Source organism: Bradyrhizobium ontarionense (genome assembly GCF_021088345.1).
GTDB classification, from domain to species: Bacteria; Pseudomonadota; Alphaproteobacteria; order Rhizobiales; family Xanthobacteraceae; genus Bradyrhizobium; species Bradyrhizobium ontarionense.
Window position 1 is genome coordinate 6035817 of record NZ_CP088156.1, and the last position, 18226, is coordinate 6054042.

Consider the following 18226-nt stretch of genomic DNA (forward strand, 5'->3'; position numbering starts at 1 on the left):
ACGGTGTCGCGGCTATCCCGCCTGCCTGGCCAGGAAACTGATCCAGTTCGTGAACAGGAGCTGCGCAGCGTCGCCAGCGGCAAGATCCGGACGAAGCGTCAGTCCGGGCAGCTCGGCTGCGATCGTGGGGTCGCGCTTCACCTTGGCGCGCGCCTCGAACGCGTTCAGCACCGCCTCGGTCTCCGCGCTGAAATAGGATTTCGGGAAGCGTGGATAGTCATCGCGTTGCCCCGCCAGAAACCGTGCGATGTCGCGCATGTATTCCCGTTGCAGCGACAGCGCGTCATATTCCGGGTGGCCCTGGAAGAACACGAAGCGGCTCGGCATCGAGCGCGCGAAAATGTCGACCCCGACGTCGTCCGACCGGGTCAGAATGTCGTAGCCGCGCGCCGTCAGCAGCGGCTCGTTGACGGCATTGAGACGCGAGTGCGGCACCTCGAGTGGGGAGCGGATGCCGTGCGTCAGCCAGTCGTCCTGAACCTTGATGCAGTCGTAGATGCCGGAACATTTGGTCGCGAGCCGCTGCCGTTCGACGCCGTCCAGATGCAGCACGGCTGCATGCGCGGCGAGACAGGACCAGATCGTCGAACGCGTCTTGGTTTTCGCCCAGTCGATGATCGAGGTCAGCTCCGGCCAATAGGGTTCGTCGCGCAGGTCCGCCGCAATCGGTTCCGCTCCGGTCACGATCAGGCCGTCGATGCCGAGGCCGTCGAGCTCAGTGATGTCGGTGTAGGCCTGAGCGACATGGTTCTGAGCCGCCTGCGCGCGCGCGATCGACGGCAACGAGAAGCAGTGCAGGCGAATGTGGACGTGTCGCGGCGCGGCGTTCTGCAGCAGCCGCGCGATCTGATGATCGGTCGCCTTCAGCGCGCTGTCCGGCATGTTGTTGACGAGACCGATCGTGAGCTCGACCGGGTGCCGCGTGCGACCGTCGAGATCGGCGGGGGCGAGAGCAGGGCTCGTGATCCTGCGATGTCGGTCGAACAGCAGAGTCATTGCCGGACGGCTCTACTCCGCCGCATCCAGCCGACGGGGGCGCGCGCAGGCTTGCGCGAGCGCCTGGTCGAGATCCTCGATGATGTCGCTGATGTGCTCGATGCCGATCGAGAGACGGATCGCCTCGGGCAGCACGCCGGCCTTTCGCTGGTCGTCCGCCGACATCTGGCGATGCGTCGTCGACGCCGGGTGACAGGCCAGCGACTTGGCGTCTCCGATGTTGACGAGGCGGGTGATCAGCTTCAGCGCGTCATAGAACGCCTTGCCGGCCTCCATGCCGCCCTTGATCCCGAACGTGAACAGGGACGAGGCGCGGCCCTCGAGATATTTCTGGACCAGCGGATGATAGGGGCTGTCGGAGAAACCCGCGTAGTTGACCCACGCCACGCGCGGATCATTGCGGAGAAATTCGGCGACCTTGCGGGCATTCTCGACGTGCCGCTCCATGCGCAGCGCGACCGTCTCGATGCCTTGCAGCAGCAGGAACGCATTGAACGGCGACAGCACTGCGCCCATCGTCCGCTGATAGACGCTACGCGCCCGTTGGATATAGGCGCTGCGGCCGAAATGATCGGTGTAGACCATTCCATGATAGGACGCGTCAGGCTGGCTGAAGGCCGGGAATCGATCGGCGTGATCTTTCCAGGGGAAGTTGCCGCTGTCGACCAGCATGCCGCCGAGCGTGGTGCCGTGGCCGCCGAGGAACTTGGTCAGCGAATGCACGGCGATGTCGGCGCCGTAGTCGAAGGGACGCAGCAGAATGGGGGTTGCGACCGTGTTGTCGACGATCAACGGCACACCGTTGCGATGCGCGACCCTGGCCAGCGCCTCGATGTCGCAGACATTGCCGGCGGGGTTGCCGATCGTCTCGGCGAACACGGCCTTGGTGTTTTCGTCGATGAGGCGCTCGATCGCCTCCGACGTGTCGCTCTCGGCAAACCGTCCGGTGATGCCCTGGCGCGGCAGGATGTGGCCCAGCAGCGTGTGCGTCGTCCCATAGAGCTGCGGCACCGAGACGATATTGCCGCCGCCGTCGGCGACATTGACGAAAGCAAAATGGAGCGCGGCCTGCCCGGTGCCCACCGCGAGCGCGCCGACACCGCCCTCGAGTTCGGCCACGCGCTTTTCGAGCACGGCCGTCGTCGGATTGGAGATGCGGCTGTAGCGATAGCCCTCGGTTTCCAGGTTGAACAGCGCAGCGCCGTGGTCGGCGCTGTCGAACGCGTAGGCGGCCGTCTGATAGATCGGAACCGCAACGGCTTTGGTGGTCGCCTCCGGCTCGTAGCCGGCGTGGATTGCAATCGTCTCGTTGCGCATCGGCGATCTCCACGCTCCCTTCGGTCGACGAAGCGAGCTGCACGTATTCCGCGAGTGGTGCTGTTGTAGGATCGCAGGCGTAAAGCGGGCAATAATTCGCGACAAGAACGACGAAATAACCCTAACGATGTGTGGTCGATAAATGTTGAATTAATGCGGTGCCGGTTGCAGGAGAGACCGAATTTGTTGCCCGACCAGATCAAGAGCGGCTCTTGCCTGCGGCAGGATCGCGCCGAGCGCGTGGAAATTGTGAATCATGCCTTGGTGACAGACATGGGCAACCGTGACGTCTGCTTCTGCGAGCCGCGCCGCATAGGCATTGCCTTCGTCGCGCATCGGATCGAACTCCGCCGTGTGGATGATGGCGGGTGGCAGTCCGGAAAGATCGGCGCAGCACAGCGGCGATATCCGCGGATCGTCGGCCTCGGTCCCTTCGGGCAGATAGTCGGCGAGATCGGCCTCCCACGTCGTCCTGTCGATCAGATAGCCGGTTCCGAACAGTTCGCGCGATGGCCATGGTTGCGAAAAGTCGAGCACGGGGCAGATCAGGCATTGCGCTGCAATCCTGAGATCCGTCGTCCCGATCGCATGCTGGCAGACGGCGGCCGCGAGCGTCGCGCCGGCGGAATCGCCGCCGACGACGATGCGGTCGCGGTCGATGCCGAGCGCAGCCGCGTGAGCGACAGCAAATCGGACCGCCGCAATCGCATCCTCGAGGGCTCGGGGAAACTTGTGCTCAGGCGCGAGGCGATAGTCGAGCGAGAGCAGCCGGCATCCGGACGCGGCTGCGAGTGCCGCCGTGACCCTGTCGTGAGTCTCGATGTTGCCCGCTACCAGGCCGCCGCCATGAAAATACACGAAACCTGGAAGGCGCGCGTCAACGTCCTCCGTGTCTACGGCCGGCGAGTACAAACGGTAATGGAGCGGACCCGCGGGAGCGGAAAAGTGACCGTCCTGCGTCGTGACAGCCCCGCAGTCGTTGCGCGCGAACTGCATCAGCTTGGCGAGCGCCCGCCGGCGCTGGTCCGGGGTCGGGCGGTCCCGAACGTCCGGAGCCGCCGCGGCCACCATTGTGAGCAGGCGCTGGGCGCGAGGGTCGAGCGGCATGGCGGTTCCAGTTAACCAAGGCGTGGCCATTGTACCCATCAAGCGTGAATCGACCGTGAGCGGCTGGGCATGAGAGGAAATTCCTTAGAATATTCACCCCAGAAGTGCAGAATTGATCGCTGTCGAACGGGAGTATCGTCATGACCCATCTCGTCAAGCCTGTCAGCTATTCGCAGACCTGGACGTTCTTCGACGGGGAATGGCGCGAAGGAAATGCGCCCATCATGGGCGTGCGGACGCATGCGACGTGGCTCGCATCGACCGTGTTCGACGGCGCGCGCGCATTCGAAGGTGTCGCGCCCGATCTCGATCGACACTGCGCGCGCGTCAATCGGTCGGCCGTCAATTTTCGGCTCAAGGCTGTCGTCGATGCCGAGACCTGGATGGGCCTTGCCCGCGAGGGCATCGCACGGTTCGGATCGAGAGCCGAGCTGTACATCCGTCCGATGTACTGGGCGCAGCATGGCGCTGGCGGTGGCGTCCTGTTCGATCCCGAGACCACCAATTGGTGCCTGTGCATTTACGAGGCGCCGATGCCGCAGCCGACGGGGAACGCGATCACGCTGTCGCCGTTCCGCAGGCCGACAGCCGAATGCGCGCCGGTCGATGCCAAGGCGGCCTGCCTCTATCCGAACAATTCGCGCGCGCTGATCGAGGCGGCCTCGCGCGGCTTCAACAATTGCCTGATGCTGGACATGCTCGGCAACGTCGCCGAGTTCGGCAATGCCAACGTGTTCATGGTGAAGGACGGCGTCGTGTTCACGCCGGTGCCGAACGGGACCTTCCTCAACGGGGTCACCCGTCAGCGCGTGATCGAGCTTCTCAAAGGCGACGGTGTGAGCGTGGTCGAGACGACGCTGCGCTATGAGGACTTCCTGAACGCCGACGAGATCTTCTCCTCCGGCAATTTCGCCAAGGTCGCGCCGGTCGTTCGGATCGATGACCGGACGCTGCCGATCGGCCCGGTCTACAGCCGGGCGCGCCGGCTCTATTGGGATTATGCGCATGCAGTCAGAGCGGCTGCATAAGTCAGGGGCCGTAGAGTGGAAGCTCGGTGTCGCTGAGATTTCCCAGCCGTGGCTGCCGTGGTCCCTTTGCGTATTTCCGTCCCCGGCGGTCGGTGTAGAAGCCGACGAGTCCGGATATCGGTCCGTTGGCGTCGATGATGACGGACACGCGGCCGCGTCGCAGCAGGAAGCGGCCGATTGCACCAGCGCTTGCGACGTAGTCCGAGACATCGCGGCAGTAGATCAATTGCATCACGGGGAGCGCGAAGCGCCCTTGCCGAATCCGCACATGCTGCAGAACCAGAGGAATCGGCCCCTGTTTCGATCTCACGACGACGCTGAGGCAGCCATGACGAGCGTGCCGGATCAGCAGGTCGGCTTCATCGGATGGAATGCCTTGCAGGGCTTGCGCATCCGTCGCGACTTGCTCCACCCGCGCGCCAAGGCCGGCGAATGAGAACGATGGAACTGAAAGGAAGACGCCGCTGCAATAGGCCCGAAAGCCCTGCGCTTGCACGATCGGCCAGGTCTGCCGTGCCGCGCTGATGTTGACGTAGGTCACCTCGGGCAATCGCTGCGCGATCCTCGTCAGCATCGTCGCATAGTTGCGAAATTCCGGTTCGACATACCAGCTCGACAGGTTGCACCAGATCTCGGACTGCGTGGCGGTGCCTCGATCGCTGTAGATCAGGAGCAGCACGCCGACCGGACTGCCGTCGTTGTCGAGCAGGTAGCCGAAGCGCGGATAGCCGTGCGGAGCCGCCCGCGTCGCCTGTCGGTTCAAGCCGCCCAGCCAATAGTCCCGGGATCGCCGTGGGAAGCCGCGCGTGAGCAGCTCGGCGACGGCCTCCAGATCGGATTCCCTGATCTCGCGGCACCGGATCAGCGGTTTGAGCGCGGTCATGAACTCCTCTGCCGATCCCTCCCGAAGGCTCGCGGCGTTTGCGATATCAACCGACGACGCTGGCGAGGCGTTCCAGCTGCAGCGCCTCGCGCACCCGCGACGGCCAGCGCGCCAGATCGAGACCGTGGGTGTGGAACAGCGCAACGGCCAGCCGATCCATGCCGAACGCCACGCAGCCGGTGTGGGCCGGCGCGCCGTCGGCATCGGCGATACCCCAGGTGGTGCCGAAATGCTCGCGGTGATAGTTGAAGCTCATGCAGGCCGTCGGCTGCTCTTCCGAGCGCAACGGCACCAGCAGCTCGAACTTCAGCGCCTGCTGCTTCTGGCTGACGGCCTTCATCTGGCCGACGCGACCAAAAAATGGATCACTGGCGTGATCGACACGGAACGACAGGCCGAGATCGCGGGCGATCGTCTGCGCCTTCACCATCCAGCGGTCGCGGAAGGCCGAGACGTCGTCGGGCGTGCCGATGCAGACATATTCGCGCATCCGGAACGACTGCAGCCGGTCGAGATGGCGCGACGGCTCGCGGCGGAAGCAATCGGCCGCAACATCGAAGCGCAGGCCGCCGACCGGCAACGCGCCGCGGCTCGCTGCGATCGGATAGACGGGATAACAGGCAGCAGGCGACAGCACGAGATCGGCCGGCGACAGCGACGTCGTCCAGTCGCCGCCCTTGTCGAAACGCGCGACGGCCTCGTGGATGTCCCGCTCTGTGCCATGCAGACCGCACACGCAGCCGAGCAGATTGGGAAAGCTCTTCAGATAGCCTGATTTCTCCAGCTGCGCGCGGCTCATGACCGGAGGGAAACGCATCACCTCCGTGCCCGGCTCGCGATGGCGGGTGATGAGCGCAGCGAGCCGCTCCACCACGTCTTCATACAGCGCGGTGCGGGCATAGACGCCATCCGCTCCCATGCGATGGAATAGGGCGTCGGTCAGATGATCCAGGGCGTCGGCCGGCTGAGGGGCAATCTCGGGCGACTGCGGGAGAACGGGAATCTTCATTCTGCAAAGTCCTGAGTGGAGGCAATGGCGGCAATCGGCATGATCATTCGTAGAGCGAGGCGGGCACCGCGCTCATCAGATTGGCTGTGGCTACGTTCGCCAGGATGCGGTCGTTATTGATCATGATCGGCGCGGACAGCACGTCGCGCAGGTGCCGTCCGATCGAGAAGTCGCCGTCGTTGCGATATCCGGAGAGGCCGCAGGCGCGCATCGCATGCATCACGGTCTCGAGCGCGAGCTCCGAGGCCTGCACTTTCAACAGCGTGATCGAGGACTGGAAATCGAGTGAGGTCAGCGCCCGCTCGTCGTATTCGTGGGCCGCGAAGGCGTCCATATTGGTGACGATCATCGCACGCAGTCGTGCCAGCGCCATCCTCGCCGCCGTGTAGTGCGCCGCTGCCGGCGGCATCTGTCCGCCCGTGCCTCGCGCGGCTTTGCGCAGGAAACGCTGCGCCCGCTGCACGGAGGCCGCGGCGATCCCGGCCCACGCTGACGACCAGGTCAGATGCGCGAACGGTGTCATGGTCTGGCCGTGGATGCGATCATAGGATTCGGTGAACATCCGGTCGGACGGACAGCTCACCTGGAGCTCGAAACCGGTCGAGCAGGTGCCGCGCATGCCGAGCGTCTCCCAGCCCAGCGTGCGCTTGATCGTGTAGTCGTCCTTGGTCAGCGCCAGCAGCACTTGGTCGGAGGCGGCGGCGCCGTCGGCGCGCCGTGCGATCGTCACGAGGCCATCGGCCTCGGCGCCGTAGGAAATGACCGTCGCGTCACGCGTGAGCGTGATGCGGTCGCCGTCGTGGCCGACCGCCGCTGCGCTGGCGCGGATGTTGCCGCCGTTCTGGCCTTCCGTGGTGGAGGACGCCATCAGCAGCTGTTCTGAGGCGATCCGGCGCATCAAGGCTTCCATGTAGGGGGTGCCGCGACCGTGGCGCACCAGGCAGGCGACCTTGGTCTGATGCATGGCGAAGATCATCGCGCTGGAGGCGCAGGCGCGACCGAGCGCATAGCAGACGTCGGCGATGTCGTGGATCGATGCGCCGAAGCCGCCCAGCTCGACCGGAATCTGCATTCCCAACAGCTTGTGCTCGCGGGTGGCGTCGATCGCCGCCTTCGGAAACCGTCCCTCGCGGTCGACGTCATCGGCCTCGGCGGCGGCTTGTGCGGCGACGGCGGCCGTCCGCTGCAGAAACAATGAGTTGCGATCGAGCAGGAGCTGCTCGCGGTCGTCGAGGATGGGATTACGAAGCGCGCTTTCCTGGACAGTCATGACCGATATGGTCTCCGGATTGTGCCGACGTGAGAGGCCGGCCCGCGCATCCCGTTACGCGTGACCGATCCCTTGGCGTCTCTTCACCCTGCATCTCTCGGGCTATGGACGCAGGGTATGGATTTGATTCAAATGCGTCGACGAAATTCAGGGTAAACGCGATGCAATCGAGAGGTGGCGGTTAATTCCTGGTTGTTTCGATCTTACGAATCCTCGACACCACGTTAGCGTTAAGACGAGTTCAGGATTGCAACGCGAGCGGGACGTAACTTTTTTTCCGCTCAGATGCGTTATCTCTCGGCTGTGCGTCGGATCCGACCCGACGATGCCGGAAGCAGCCGTGAGAAGAGAGGTCCTCCATGCCGGGTTTCGATGTCGATATCCGTCACCGCGTCGTGACGCTCGTGCGCGACATCCTCGCGCAGAACTCGATCGTGACGGATGTTCTGCCCGAGGCGAAGCTCGTCGATGTCGGCCTGACGTCGATGGACATGGTCAACCTCATGCTGTCGCTCGAAGCCGAGTTCGACTTCACCATCCCGCAGGAACTGATCACGCCGGAGAACTTCCAGTCGGTCGTGACGCTGGAGCGTCTGGTCGCCGGGCAGTTGGCGGCGGCCAAGGCCGCGTAACCCGGTCGCCTGCGGCTGCTGGCTCCGGCACAGCTGTTTTCAATTTGCCTCAAAGCTGGCATTCTCGTCTCCCTTGGAGATGGGGACGTCATGACGAAGGCTGTGCTTGGCATTATCGGCGGCTCGGGCATCTATGATCTGCCGGGATTGGAAGATGCCCGCGAAGAGGTGATCGCAAGCCCCTGGGGAGAGCCTTCGGCGCCGCTGCGCCGCGGAGCCATCGCAGGGTTGCCGATCGTGTTCCTGCCGCGCCACGACAAGGGACATCGGCTGTCTCCGTCCGATATCAATTATCGCGCCAACATCGACGTGCTGAAACGGGCAGGGGTCACCGACCTCGTGTCGCTGTCGGCCTGCGGCTCGTTCAAGGAGGAGCTGCCGCCGGGCACCTTCGTGCTGGTCGACCAGTTCGTCGATCGCACCCATAAGCGCGAGAGCTCGTTCTTCGGCAGGGGATGCGTGGCCCACGTCTCGATGGCGCATCCGGTGTCACCGCGGCTGCGCATTCATCTGGCTGCGGCGGCCGAGGCCGAGGGCATCGCGATCGCGCGCGGTGGCACCTATGTCTGCATGGAGGGACCGCAATTCTCGACCTACGCCGAGAGCATGACCTACAAGACGGCAGGCTATTCGGTGATCGGCATGACCAACATGCCCGAGGCCAAGCTCGCTCGCGAAGCCGAGATCTGCTACGCGACGGTCGCCATGGTGACCGACTTCGACTGCTGGCATCCGGACCATGACGCGGTCACCGTGCAGGACATCATCCGCGTACTCACGACCAACGCCGACAAGGCCAAGGCGCTGGTTGCGCGGCTCGCCCGCGAATTTCCCCGCGAGCACGAGCCGTGCCCGATCGGCTCCGATCGCACGCTCGACACCGCACTGATCACGGCGCCCGAGGCGCGCGATCCCGAACTTCTGAAGAAGCTCGATGCGGTCGCAGGCCGCATCCTGCGCAGCTGATTTGAGGACGGACCGATGAAGGTCGACGGCAAGCATTACCGCAGCATCTGGCTCGATGCCGACGGCTGGTCGGTCTGTGCGATCGATCAGCGCCGGTTGCCGCATGAGTTCGTTGTGGCAAAGATCACGACCTGCGAGGAGGCGGCGGATGCAATCCGCGCCATGCTGGTGCGCGGCGCACCCTTGATCGGCGCCACGGCCGCGTTCGGCATGGCGCTCGGCATGCGTGACGACCGCTCCGATCCGGGCATCGACCGCGCCTATGAGATGCTGATCGCGACACGTCCGACCGCGATCAATCTCAAATGGGCGCTCGACACGATGAGCACGATGCTGCGCCGGCTGGCTCCGTCCGAGCGGCGCGACGCCGCCTATGCGCGCGCGGTCGACATCGCCGGCGAAGACGTCACGATCAACCAGGGCATTGCAAGCCATGGCCTTGCGCTGATCGAGGCGGCGGCGGCGCGCAAACAGCCGGGCGAGCCGGTCAATGTGCTGACCCATTGCAACGCCGGCTGGCTGGCGACCGTCGACTGGGGCACCGCCACTGCGCCGATCTATCTCGCGCATGATCGCGGCATTCCGATCCATGTCTGGGTCGACGAGACGCGGCCGCGCAACCAGGGTGCCTCGCTCACCGCCTGGGAGCTCGGACACCACGGCGTCGCGCATACGGTCATCCCCGACAACACCGGCGGTCACCTCATGCAGCACGGCATGGTCGATCTCGCCATCGTCGGCACCGACCGCGTCGCCGCCAATGGCGACGTCTGCAACAAGATCGGCACCTATCTGAAGGCGCTCGCGGCGCACGACAACGGCGTGCCGTTCTATGTCGCGCTGCCGTCGCCCACGATCGACTTCGCGGTGGCCGAGGGCCGGCAGATCCCGATCGAGCAGCGCAGCGCGCAGGAGGTCACGGAGATGACCGGCCGCACGTCGGACGGTCGTATCGAGACCGTGCGCATCGTGCCGCCGGGCTCGCCGGTGGCGAATTACGGTTTCGACGTCACGCCGGCGCGGCTGGTGACCGGGCTGATCACCGAGCGCGGCCTGCTGCAGGCCGACGGCGCGGCGCTGGCGGCGGCATTTCCGGAACGGGCGAAGCCGACGAACGATTAGCAGTGTCTCCGGCATTGCGAGGCGCCCTTGCGCCGACGCCCATCGGCGTAGGCGCAAGCAATCCAGACTCTTGGTGTGATGCTGGATCGCGTCGCCGCGCTCGCGATGACGACTAAGTCAGTTTCAACCCCGTCGCGGCCTCCAACTCGGTGATCGCCTGCGATGCGCTGACCACCTTGATCGTCGTCATGCCCATCTCGCGCGCGGGCTTCAAATTGACGCCGAGATCGTCGAGATAGACGCAGTCAGAGGGACGCACGCCGAGCGTCTCGATCATCATCTGGTAGATCCGCGGATCGGGCTTGCGCAGTCCGATCTTGGCCGATTCGATCACGTGATCGAACAGCGCCATGACCTCCGCAACGTAGAACGAGCGCCCGCCTTGGCTGCCGATCGCATTGGCCGGCAGGTTGTTGGTGATGCAGCCGGTCTTGCACTCCGCCTTGATGCGGCGGAGCGCCTCGACCATGTCGGGGCGAAGATCGCCGGCGAGCAGCGGCAGCACATCGCGCCCGCGGACCTCGGCGCCGCCGAGTGCCAGCGACTCCTCGGCGAACAGCCGGTCGAACGTGTCGAGATCGATCTCGGCGCGCTCGAACTTCGCCCAGGCGTTCTCCAGGTGGTTGGCGGCATTGGTGTTGCGGATGATGTCGAGGGGGTAGCCGCGCTCCCTTTCGAAGCGAGCGAAGGCCTCGAAGGGAGACGTCGTCATCACGCCGCCGAAATCAAAGATCACCGCCTCGACCATCGCTTCCTCGCACATCCCGTTCGGCTTCTTCGATCGCTAACACGGCACGCCGCGCTTGGCGATATCGACGGCAGCCGCTATTGCTGCCGCAATGAAGCCGTTTCTTGCGATCGTCGCCATTTTTGCCCTGCTGGTCTCGCCGCCGGTCTCTGCCATCGTCGGCAATGCTCCGGCCCTGAACGACGGCGTCGGCCGCTCGGTCGTCACGATCGTAGGCTCCCGCGGCAATTTCTGCAGCGGTGCGCTGATCGCTCCTAAGCTGGTGCTGACCGCTGGCCACTGCGTGCAGCCGGGTCTCGATTACCGCATCGTGGAATACGATCGCGACCGCAAGCCGGTCCTGAAGACGGTGCGGCGCTTCGCCGTGCATCCGGGCTTCAGCATGCAGTCGATCCTGGTGCACCGCGCTACGGCCGACGTGGCGCTGCTGGAAATGGAGGCGCCCGCCGGGGATCGCGTGCCGGCCGCGCTCGGCGAGCCGCAGCAGCCGCTTGCGGCCGGCAATGCGTTTACGGTCGCCGGAATTGGCGTCGCGATTCCGGGCGACGGCAAGAGCGGCGGCGTGGTCCGTTCGGCAGCGCTGGTCGCAACGGGCAAGCCTGGGACGTTGCAGATCCGGCTCGTTGATCCGGCGACGCTAGGCACGCGGTTCGGACTCGGTGGTTGCACCGGCGATTCCGGCGGCCCTGCGTTCGAGACGCAGGCGCAAGGGCAGGTGTTGATCGGCGTGATCTCGTGGTCGACCGGGCCGAACGTCGGCGACGGCTGCGGCGGCATGACCGGCGTCACGCCGCTCACGCTCTATCGCGATTGGGTCGTGCAGACCGCGCGGCAATGGGGCATGCCGCTCGGCGGAAATTGACGGCATCGCGTTCATGAGGCCGTGCGTCGCGCTGGGTTGACCGTCGTCGTGATCGGGTTCAGCCTGTCACGCGAGGAAACAACATCAAGACGACATCCCAAGGACTTCCATGAACGTCATCGCGCCCATCCGGGAGGCTGCGTCTTCCCATGCGACCGAACACGTCGATATGCTCATCGTCGGCGCCGGCATCTCCGGCGTCGGCAGCGCCTATCAGCTCGCGAAGCGCCTGCCCGACACGCGCTTCCTGATTCTGGAAAGCCAGGACAGTTTCGGCGGCACGTGGCGTACGCATCGCTATCCCGGCATCCGCTCCGACAGCGATCTGCACACCTTCGGCTACAGCTTCAAGCCGTGGGTCGGTCCGCCGATCGCGAGCGCCGAGGAAATCCTGAAATACATGGGCGAAGTGATCGAGGACAACGATCTCGGTCGCCACATCCGCTACGGCCATCGCATCGTGTCAGCGAGCTGGTCGAGCGCGACCAATCTCTGGACCGTCCATGCGGTGAAGGGCAAGACCGAAGAGCCGGTCACCTTCACCGCAAATTTTCTCTGGATGTGCCAGGGCTATTATCGCCACTCGAAGGGCTACACCCCGGAGTGGCCGGACATGGCGAAGTTCAAGGGCCGCATCGTGCATCCGCAAGCGTGGCCCGCCGATCTCGATCTCACCGACAAGCGTGTCGTGGTGATCGGATCAGGGGCGACGGCAGCAACCATCCTGCCGTCGATCGCGGGCAAATGCGCGCATGTCACGATGCTGCAGCGCTCGCCGACCTATTTCCGCATCGGCCGCAATGCGATCGAGCTGGCCGAGGAGCTGCGCCGGCTGCAGATCAAGGAAGAATGGATCCACGAGATCGTCAGGCGCAAGATCCTGTTCGAGCAGGACTGGTTCACCAAGCGGTGCATCAGTGAGCCGGAGCAGGTCAAAGACGAGCTGATCGGCCAGATCAGCGCGATCCTCGGCCCCGACTACACGGCCAAGCATTTCACGCCGAGCTATCGTCCCTGGCGGCAGCGTATCGCTTTCGTGCCCGATGCCGATCTGTTCGAGGGCATCAAGAGCGGCAAGGCCTCGGTCGTGACCGACGAGATCGAGCGTTTCACGGAGACCGGCATCAAGCTCAAATCGGGCGGCGAGCTTCCGGCCGACATCATCGTCACCGCGACCGGCTTCGATCTCTGCGTGCTCGGCGACATCGCGTTTGCGATCGACGGCAAGCCGCTGGATTTCGCCGAGACCGTGACCTATCGCGGCATGATGTTCACGGGCGTGCCGAACCTCGCCTGGGTGTTCGGCTATTTCCGCGCCAGCTGGACGCTGCGGACGGATCTGGTCGCCGACTTCGTGTGCCGGCTGCTCGCGCACATGAAGGAGAAGGGGGTCGGCAAGGTCACGCCGGCGCTGCGCCCCGAAGACCACAACATGCCGCTGCTGCCGTGGATCGATCCGGAGAACTTCAATCCGGGCTACATGATGCGCAACATGCATCTGCTGCCCAAGCGCGGCGACAAGCCGGAATGGCAGCACAGCCAGGACTACTGGGCAGAGAAGGATCAAATCCCGGCGATTGATCTGGATGATCCGGCATTCGTGTATGGGTGAGTGCCGGTCTTGTGAGCTTTGCTGATGCCACAATCTCAATTGTCGTCCCTGCGAACGCAGGGACCCATAACCACAGGCGGATGTCGGCTGGCGAGAAGGGTCAACACGCAGCCTGCCTCAAAGATAGATCAGGCGGTATGGGTCCCGGGTCGGCACCCGCTGACGCTGCGCGTCAACGGGCTTGCCCGGGACGACAGCGTGTTCCTAAGCTCGCAACTCGCCTCAACTCTCCCGCCGCGTCACACCGGTCGCAATCGCCGCCGCCGCAGTCCGGTTCTCGACGCCGAGCTTGGCGTAGATCTGTTCCAGGTGCTTGTCGACGGTGCGCGGGCTCAGGCCCAGGATCTGCGCAATGTCGCGGTTGGTCTTGCCCTTGGACAGCCAGGACAGCACCTCGCCTTCGCGCACGGTGAGACCGAATTCGCTGGAAAACTGCTTCGGCAGTTCGCCTGACGATTCCTTGGCGAGCCGCAGCAGGAACTCGTTCGGGCCGGCGCTTCCCATGTAGTAGAGGCGCAGTTCCGGATGGTCCGGGATCGACGCTGCGGCCTTGGCGCCGCCCTTGCCCGTCTGCGCCTGATCCAGCCATTGCCGCAGCGCCTCCGGCAGCACCAGCTCCTCGCTCGTGCCGAGGCTGTCCGACAGCAGCTTCTGCGCCTGCGGGGTTGCCCACATCAGCCTCCCGTCGCGATTGACCGCGAGCAGGAAGCGGCCCGAGACGTCGAGCGCGGCGCGCGCGCTCTGCGTCATGCGGGCGTTGGCGAGGTGCACGCGGATCCGCGCCAGCATCTCCTCGACCGCAATCGGCTTGGTGACATAGTCGACGCCGCCGGCGTCGAGCCCTTGCACGATGTGTTCGGTGTCGGCGAGCCCGGTCATGAAGATGACGGGCACGTTGGAAAGGCCGGCCTCGCGCTTGAGCCTGCGGCAGGTTTCGAAGCCGTTCATGCCGGGCATGACGGCGTCGAGCAGGATGATATCGGGTGTGATCTGCTCGACGATGCGCATCGCCGCCGCGCCGTCGAGCGCGACCATCACGGTCATTCCGACGCCGTCCAGCGCGTCGGTCAGGAGCCGGAGCGTCTCTGGCGAGTCGTCGACCACCAGCGCGACATCGCGCTTCTTGCTGTCAGTGCTCATAAGCATGCAGGGTCTTCAGAGTTGCCATGTACTGATCGAGGTCGAAGCGATCGACCAGCGTGCGCATCTGGGCGACGAAGTCGGCATGCTCCGGGTGAGCGTTGCCGATCTCGTCGAGCTTGAGCTGAATGGCTCTGATATAGCCGATCTGGCCGAGGCCCATCAGCTCCTCGACATATGTCAGGGGCGGCCGTGATCCGGTCTCAGGCCGCCAAAGCGGCTGGGCTACGGGCTGGTCGGTCTGATAGCTCCATTCGAGCTTGAGCAATTGGCGGATCGCCTCCAGCAGCCGGGGAATGTCGATCGGCTTCATCAGGTAGCTGTCGTGGAACGGCTGCGCCAGTGGCCGGCCATGAGCTTCGAGGGCGCTTGCCGAGGTCATCAGGATCCGCGCGTGGCGATGGCCGCTGTCGCGCAAGGTCTCGGCCACGGTCCAGCCGTCCATGACGGGCATCGAGATGTCCAGGATGAACAGGTCCGGCTGGCAGTGCTGCGCCAGCGCGAGGCACGCCGGTCCATCCGGCGCGCTCAGCAGGATGAATCCGAGCGGCGTCAGCACCTCGCGCAAGAGGTCGCGATGCACGGGATCGTCGTCGGTGATCAGGATCGTCCTGCGTGGGCCGAGATAGCCCGAGATGGGGGCCTTCACCGGCGCATGCCGCGTCGGGTTGGTCACCTCGGATAGCAGGATCTTGACCTTGAAGGTGCTGCCGGCACCGACCTTGCTCTCGACCTTGATGTCCCCACCCATGACGCCGGCGAGCAGACGACTGATCGTGAGCCCGAGTCCGGTGCCGGTCTGCGGCTGCGCGGCACCGAGCGCGCCGCGCTCGAACGGCGCGAAGATCCGCTCCAGATCATCCGGCCGGATGCCGGGGCCCGTATCGATCACCTCGAACTCGGCAACCGGGCTGCGGTAATGCACGACGAACCGGACGCTGCCTTCCTGGGTGAACTTGATCGCGTTCGACAGCAGGTTGATCAGGATCTGACGCAGCCGCTTCTCGTCGGCATAGACGACGAGCGGCAGCACCGCCGGCCGCTTGAAGACGAAGTCGACGCCCTTCGCCGCCGCCTGCAGCCGGAACATGCCGACGAGCTGATCGAGGAATTCGCTTAAGCGCACCTCGTCGCGCGACAGATACAGCCGGCCGGCTTCGATCTTGGAGATGTCGAGAATGCCGTCGATCAGGCCCGACAGATGGTCGGCGCTGCGGCGCACGACGCGCACCTGGTCGCGCGGCTTCGGCGCCAGACTCGTGTCCTGTTCGAGCAGCTGCGCATAGCCGGAGATCGCGTTCAACGGCGAGCGCAGCTCGTGGCTCAGGCCGACGACGTAGCGGCTCTTGGCCAGATTGGCGGATTCCGCGACCTCCTTCGCACGCTGCAGCTCCGCGTCGGTGCGCTTGTGAGCTTCGATCTCCTGGATCAGCAGCTGGGTCTGGCGCCGCGTCTCGTCTTCCGCCGCGCGGCGGCTCTGTTGGGCCAGCACGAACAGCCACGTCACGACACCGATGATGATGGAGAGCGCAAAGAACACCTTCCACAGCACATCGGAGATGATGCCCTTGTAGCCTGGCAGGGCCGCCGACGTCTCGAGATAGATCATGCCGAGCGTCAGAGCGACGAGTCCCGCTGATGTCAGGAACACGCCGACATAATGCCCGAACTGCGAGTTGATCTTCGCCAGCATTGATTGCGGCAGCATGCCGCTGAGCGCCGCGGCGACCTGGGTCTGCGCCCGCGCGTGCGGCTTGCAGAGATCGTGGCAGCGCGCATCGAGCGAGCAGCACAGCGAGCAGATCGGTCCGGCATAGGCAGGGCAGGAGGCCATGTCCTCGGGCTCGAAATGATGCTCACAGATGCAGCACTGGATCTGCTCGATGTTCTGCCAGCTCCGCTTCGGCTTGCGCGCGAGATAATATTTGCCGTCGGTGAGGTAGGCGATCGCCGGCGCGGTGACGAGCGCGACGCCGAGCGCGACGAAGGTCGACAGCGCCCTCCCGGTCGGTCCGAACAGGCCGTAGAAGGCGCTGATCGAGACGATGGTGGCGATGGTCATCGCCCCGACGCCGACCGGATTGATGTCATAGAGGTGGGCGCGCTTGAACTCCATCTGCGGCGGCCGCAATCCCAGCGGCCGGTTGATCACGAGATCGGCGACGAGCGCGCCGACCCAGGAGATTGCGATGTTGGAGTAGAGCGCCAGCGTCTGCTCGAGCGCCTTGTAGACGCCGATCTCCATCAGAAGGAGAGCGACGACGACATTGAACACCAGCCAGACCACGCGGCCGGGATGGCTGTGGGTCAGGCGCGAGAAGAAGTTCGACCAGGCGATCGAGCCGGCATAGGCATTGGTGACGTTGATCTTGATCTGGGACAGAATCACGAAGGTGCCGGTCAGGGCGAGCGCCAGGTCCGGCTGCGCGAGCACGTAGCGGAACGCCTCCAGATACATGTGGGCCGGCTCGGCCGCGTGGTCGGCCGACACGCCATGGCTCAGCGCGAAGAAGGCCAGGAACGACCCCGCCAGCAGCTTGAGCGCGCCGAGCACGATCCAGCCTGGACCGGCTGTCAACAAGGCGATCCACCAGGACCGCCTCGATGTGCGGCGGTCGCGTGGCAGGAAGCGCAGGAAGTCAACCTGCTCGCCGATCTGGGCCACCAGCGAGAACACCACCGCCGCGGCCGTGCCGAACAGCGCCAGGTCGAGATGGCCGGCGGGATCGCCATGCTCGCCGGGAAACTGCTGCCACTCGGCGAAGGAGTGCGGACTCGCATAGGCGATCGCCGCAAAGGGGAGGATGTGCAGCACGACCCACAGTGGCTGCGTCCAGAGCTGGAAGCGGCTGATCAGGGTAATGCCGTAGGTGACGAGCGGAATGATGACGACGGCGCTGATGAGGTAGCCGATCGGCCGCGGAATGCCGAAGCACATCTCCAGCGCCGAGGCCAGAATGACCGCCTCGATCGCGAAGAAGATGAAGGTGAAGGACGCGTAGATCAGCGACGTCACCGTCGAGCCGATGTAGCCGAAGCCGGCGCCGCGCGTCAGCAGATCGATGTCGATGCCGCATTTGGCGGCATGATAGGCGATCGGCAGGCCGCAGAAGAAGATGATGATGCTGGCGACCAGGATCGCCGCGGTGGCGTTGGTGACGCCGTAATTGAGCGTGATGGTGCCGCCGATCGCCTCCAGCGCCAGGAACGAGATCGCGCCCAGCGCCGTGTTGGCGACGCGGGCGGCGGACCAGCGCCGCGCGCTCTTGGCCGTGAAACGGAGCGCGTAATCCTCCAACGTCTGGTTGGCGACCCACTGGTTGTACTGGCGCCTGACGCGGTCTATCCGCTGCCGCCCTGCCACTCTCGAACTCCTGACCGCGACGCGGTTCTCCCGCACGCTTCATCCTGCCCCTTGCAAGACCTACGCAGAGCCTACGTCGCGCTTTTGCGGTGCAGTATACGCAATCTTGCGTATCCGTGCAGTGCACAAACCGCGCCATCCTTCGCCTGACCAAACGCGTGTCCTCGAAC

Annotated in this window: 15 protein-coding genes; 6 read left to right on the plus strand and 9 right to left on the minus strand. The window is 64.9% G+C overall.

Going from position 1 to position 18226, the window contains the following annotated elements; all coding sequences use genetic code 11:
* Positions 1 to 12: 12 nt before the first annotated feature.
* The 3 genes from metA to LQG66_RS26530 all read right to left on the minus strand — a co-directional run bounded on the left by metA (position 13) and on the right by LQG66_RS26530 (position 3420).
* Positions 13 to 996, minus strand: coding sequence for a homoserine O-succinyltransferase MetA (metA, locus tag LQG66_RS26520; protein WP_231318585.1), 984 nt, complete (start codon positions 994 to 996; stop codon positions 13 to 15).
* Between the two features lie 12 nt (positions 997 to 1008).
* A complete protein-coding gene (locus tag LQG66_RS26525; RefSeq protein WP_231318586.1) occupies positions 1009 to 2313 on the minus strand; it encodes an O-acetylhomoserine aminocarboxypropyltransferase/cysteine synthase family protein in 1305 nt (434 codons plus the stop codon).
* Between the two features lie 150 nt (positions 2314 to 2463).
* Complete coding sequence (locus LQG66_RS26530; RefSeq protein ID WP_231318587.1) at positions 2464 to 3420, minus strand: alpha/beta hydrolase; 957 nt, start codon at positions 3418 to 3420, stop codon at positions 2464 to 2466.
* 140 nt (positions 3421 to 3560) lie between these two features.
* Here LQG66_RS26530 and LQG66_RS26535 point away from each other — a divergent pair, with 140 nt between their 5' ends.
* Complete coding sequence (locus tag LQG66_RS26535; RefSeq protein ID WP_231318588.1) at positions 3561 to 4448, plus strand: branched-chain amino acid aminotransferase; 888 nt, start codon at positions 3561 to 3563, stop codon at positions 4446 to 4448.
* Position 4449: 1 nt separating this feature from the next.
* Here LQG66_RS26535 and LQG66_RS26540 read toward each other — a convergent pair whose 3' ends face one another.
* Genes LQG66_RS26540 through LQG66_RS26550 form a run of 3 tightly spaced genes read right to left on the minus strand, consistent with a single transcriptional unit; the run spans position 4450 to position 7610 of the window.
* Positions 4450 to 5331, minus strand: a complete 882-nt coding sequence (locus LQG66_RS26540; RefSeq protein WP_231318589.1) for an acyl-CoA acyltransferase — start codon at positions 5329 to 5331, stop codon at positions 4450 to 4452.
* A gap of 46 nt (positions 5332 to 5377) precedes the next feature.
* A complete protein-coding gene (locus LQG66_RS26545; RefSeq protein ID WP_231318590.1) occupies positions 5378 to 6340 on the minus strand; it encodes an amino acid--[acyl-carrier-protein] ligase in 963 nt (320 codons plus the stop codon).
* A 43-nt stretch (positions 6341 to 6383) separates the two neighbouring features.
* Positions 6384 to 7610: an acyl-CoA dehydrogenase family protein gene (locus LQG66_RS26550; RefSeq protein WP_231318591.1), complete on the minus strand. Its 1227-nt coding sequence runs from the start codon at positions 7608 to 7610 to the stop codon at positions 6384 to 6386.
* A 359-nt stretch (positions 7611 to 7969) separates the two neighbouring features.
* Between LQG66_RS26550 and LQG66_RS26555 the strand changes: the two genes are divergently transcribed.
* The 3 genes from LQG66_RS26555 to mtnA all read left to right on the plus strand — a co-directional run bounded on the left by LQG66_RS26555 (position 7970) and on the right by mtnA (position 10330).
* Positions 7970 to 8242: a phosphopantetheine-binding protein gene (locus LQG66_RS26555; RefSeq protein WP_231318592.1), complete on the plus strand. Its 273-nt coding sequence runs from the start codon at positions 7970 to 7972 to the stop codon at positions 8240 to 8242.
* 90 nt (positions 8243 to 8332) lie between these two features.
* Positions 8333 to 9208: an S-methyl-5'-thioadenosine phosphorylase gene (locus LQG66_RS26560; protein WP_231318593.1), complete on the plus strand. Its 876-nt coding sequence runs from the start codon at positions 8333 to 8335 to the stop codon at positions 9206 to 9208.
* 15 nt (positions 9209 to 9223) lie between these two features.
* Positions 9224 to 10330 carry an S-methyl-5-thioribose-1-phosphate isomerase gene (gene mtnA, locus LQG66_RS26565; RefSeq protein WP_231318594.1) on the plus strand — a complete coding sequence of 369 codons (1107 nt, stop codon included), beginning with the start codon at positions 9224 to 9226 and terminating at the stop codon, positions 10328 to 10330.
* A gap of 112 nt (positions 10331 to 10442) precedes the next feature.
* On the opposite strand, the gene LQG66_RS26570 is transcribed toward mtnA, so the two are convergent.
* Positions 10443 to 11078 (minus strand): HAD-IA family hydrolase, encoded by a 636-nt coding sequence (locus LQG66_RS26570; protein WP_231327952.1) that lies wholly within the window; start codon positions 11076 to 11078, stop codon positions 10443 to 10445.
* 91 nt (positions 11079 to 11169) lie between these two features.
* On the opposite strand from LQG66_RS26570, the gene LQG66_RS26575 reads away from it, so the two are divergent.
* Positions 11170 to 11940: a S1 family peptidase gene (locus LQG66_RS26575; RefSeq protein ID WP_231318595.1), complete on the plus strand. Its 771-nt coding sequence runs from the start codon at positions 11170 to 11172 to the stop codon at positions 11938 to 11940.
* A gap of 109 nt (positions 11941 to 12049) precedes the next feature.
* Positions 12050 to 13552 (plus strand): flavin-containing monooxygenase, encoded by a 1503-nt coding sequence (locus tag LQG66_RS26580; RefSeq protein ID WP_231318596.1) that lies wholly within the window; start codon positions 12050 to 12052, stop codon positions 13550 to 13552.
* A gap of 222 nt (positions 13553 to 13774) precedes the next feature.
* Here LQG66_RS26580 and LQG66_RS26585 read toward each other — a convergent pair whose 3' ends face one another.
* The gene (locus LQG66_RS26585) at positions 13775 to 14692 is read right to left on the minus strand and encodes a response regulator (RefSeq protein WP_231327953.1); all 918 of its coding nucleotides are present in this window, start codon (positions 14690 to 14692) and stop codon (positions 13775 to 13777) included.
* On the minus strand, positions 14682 to 18056 hold the full coding sequence (locus tag LQG66_RS26590; RefSeq protein ID WP_231318597.1) for a hybrid sensor histidine kinase/response regulator: 3375 nt from the start codon (positions 18054 to 18056) through the stop codon (positions 14682 to 14684). The genes LQG66_RS26585 and LQG66_RS26590 overlap by 11 nt, the downstream gene beginning before the upstream one ends.
* Between the last annotated feature and the right edge of the window lie 170 nt (positions 18057 to 18226).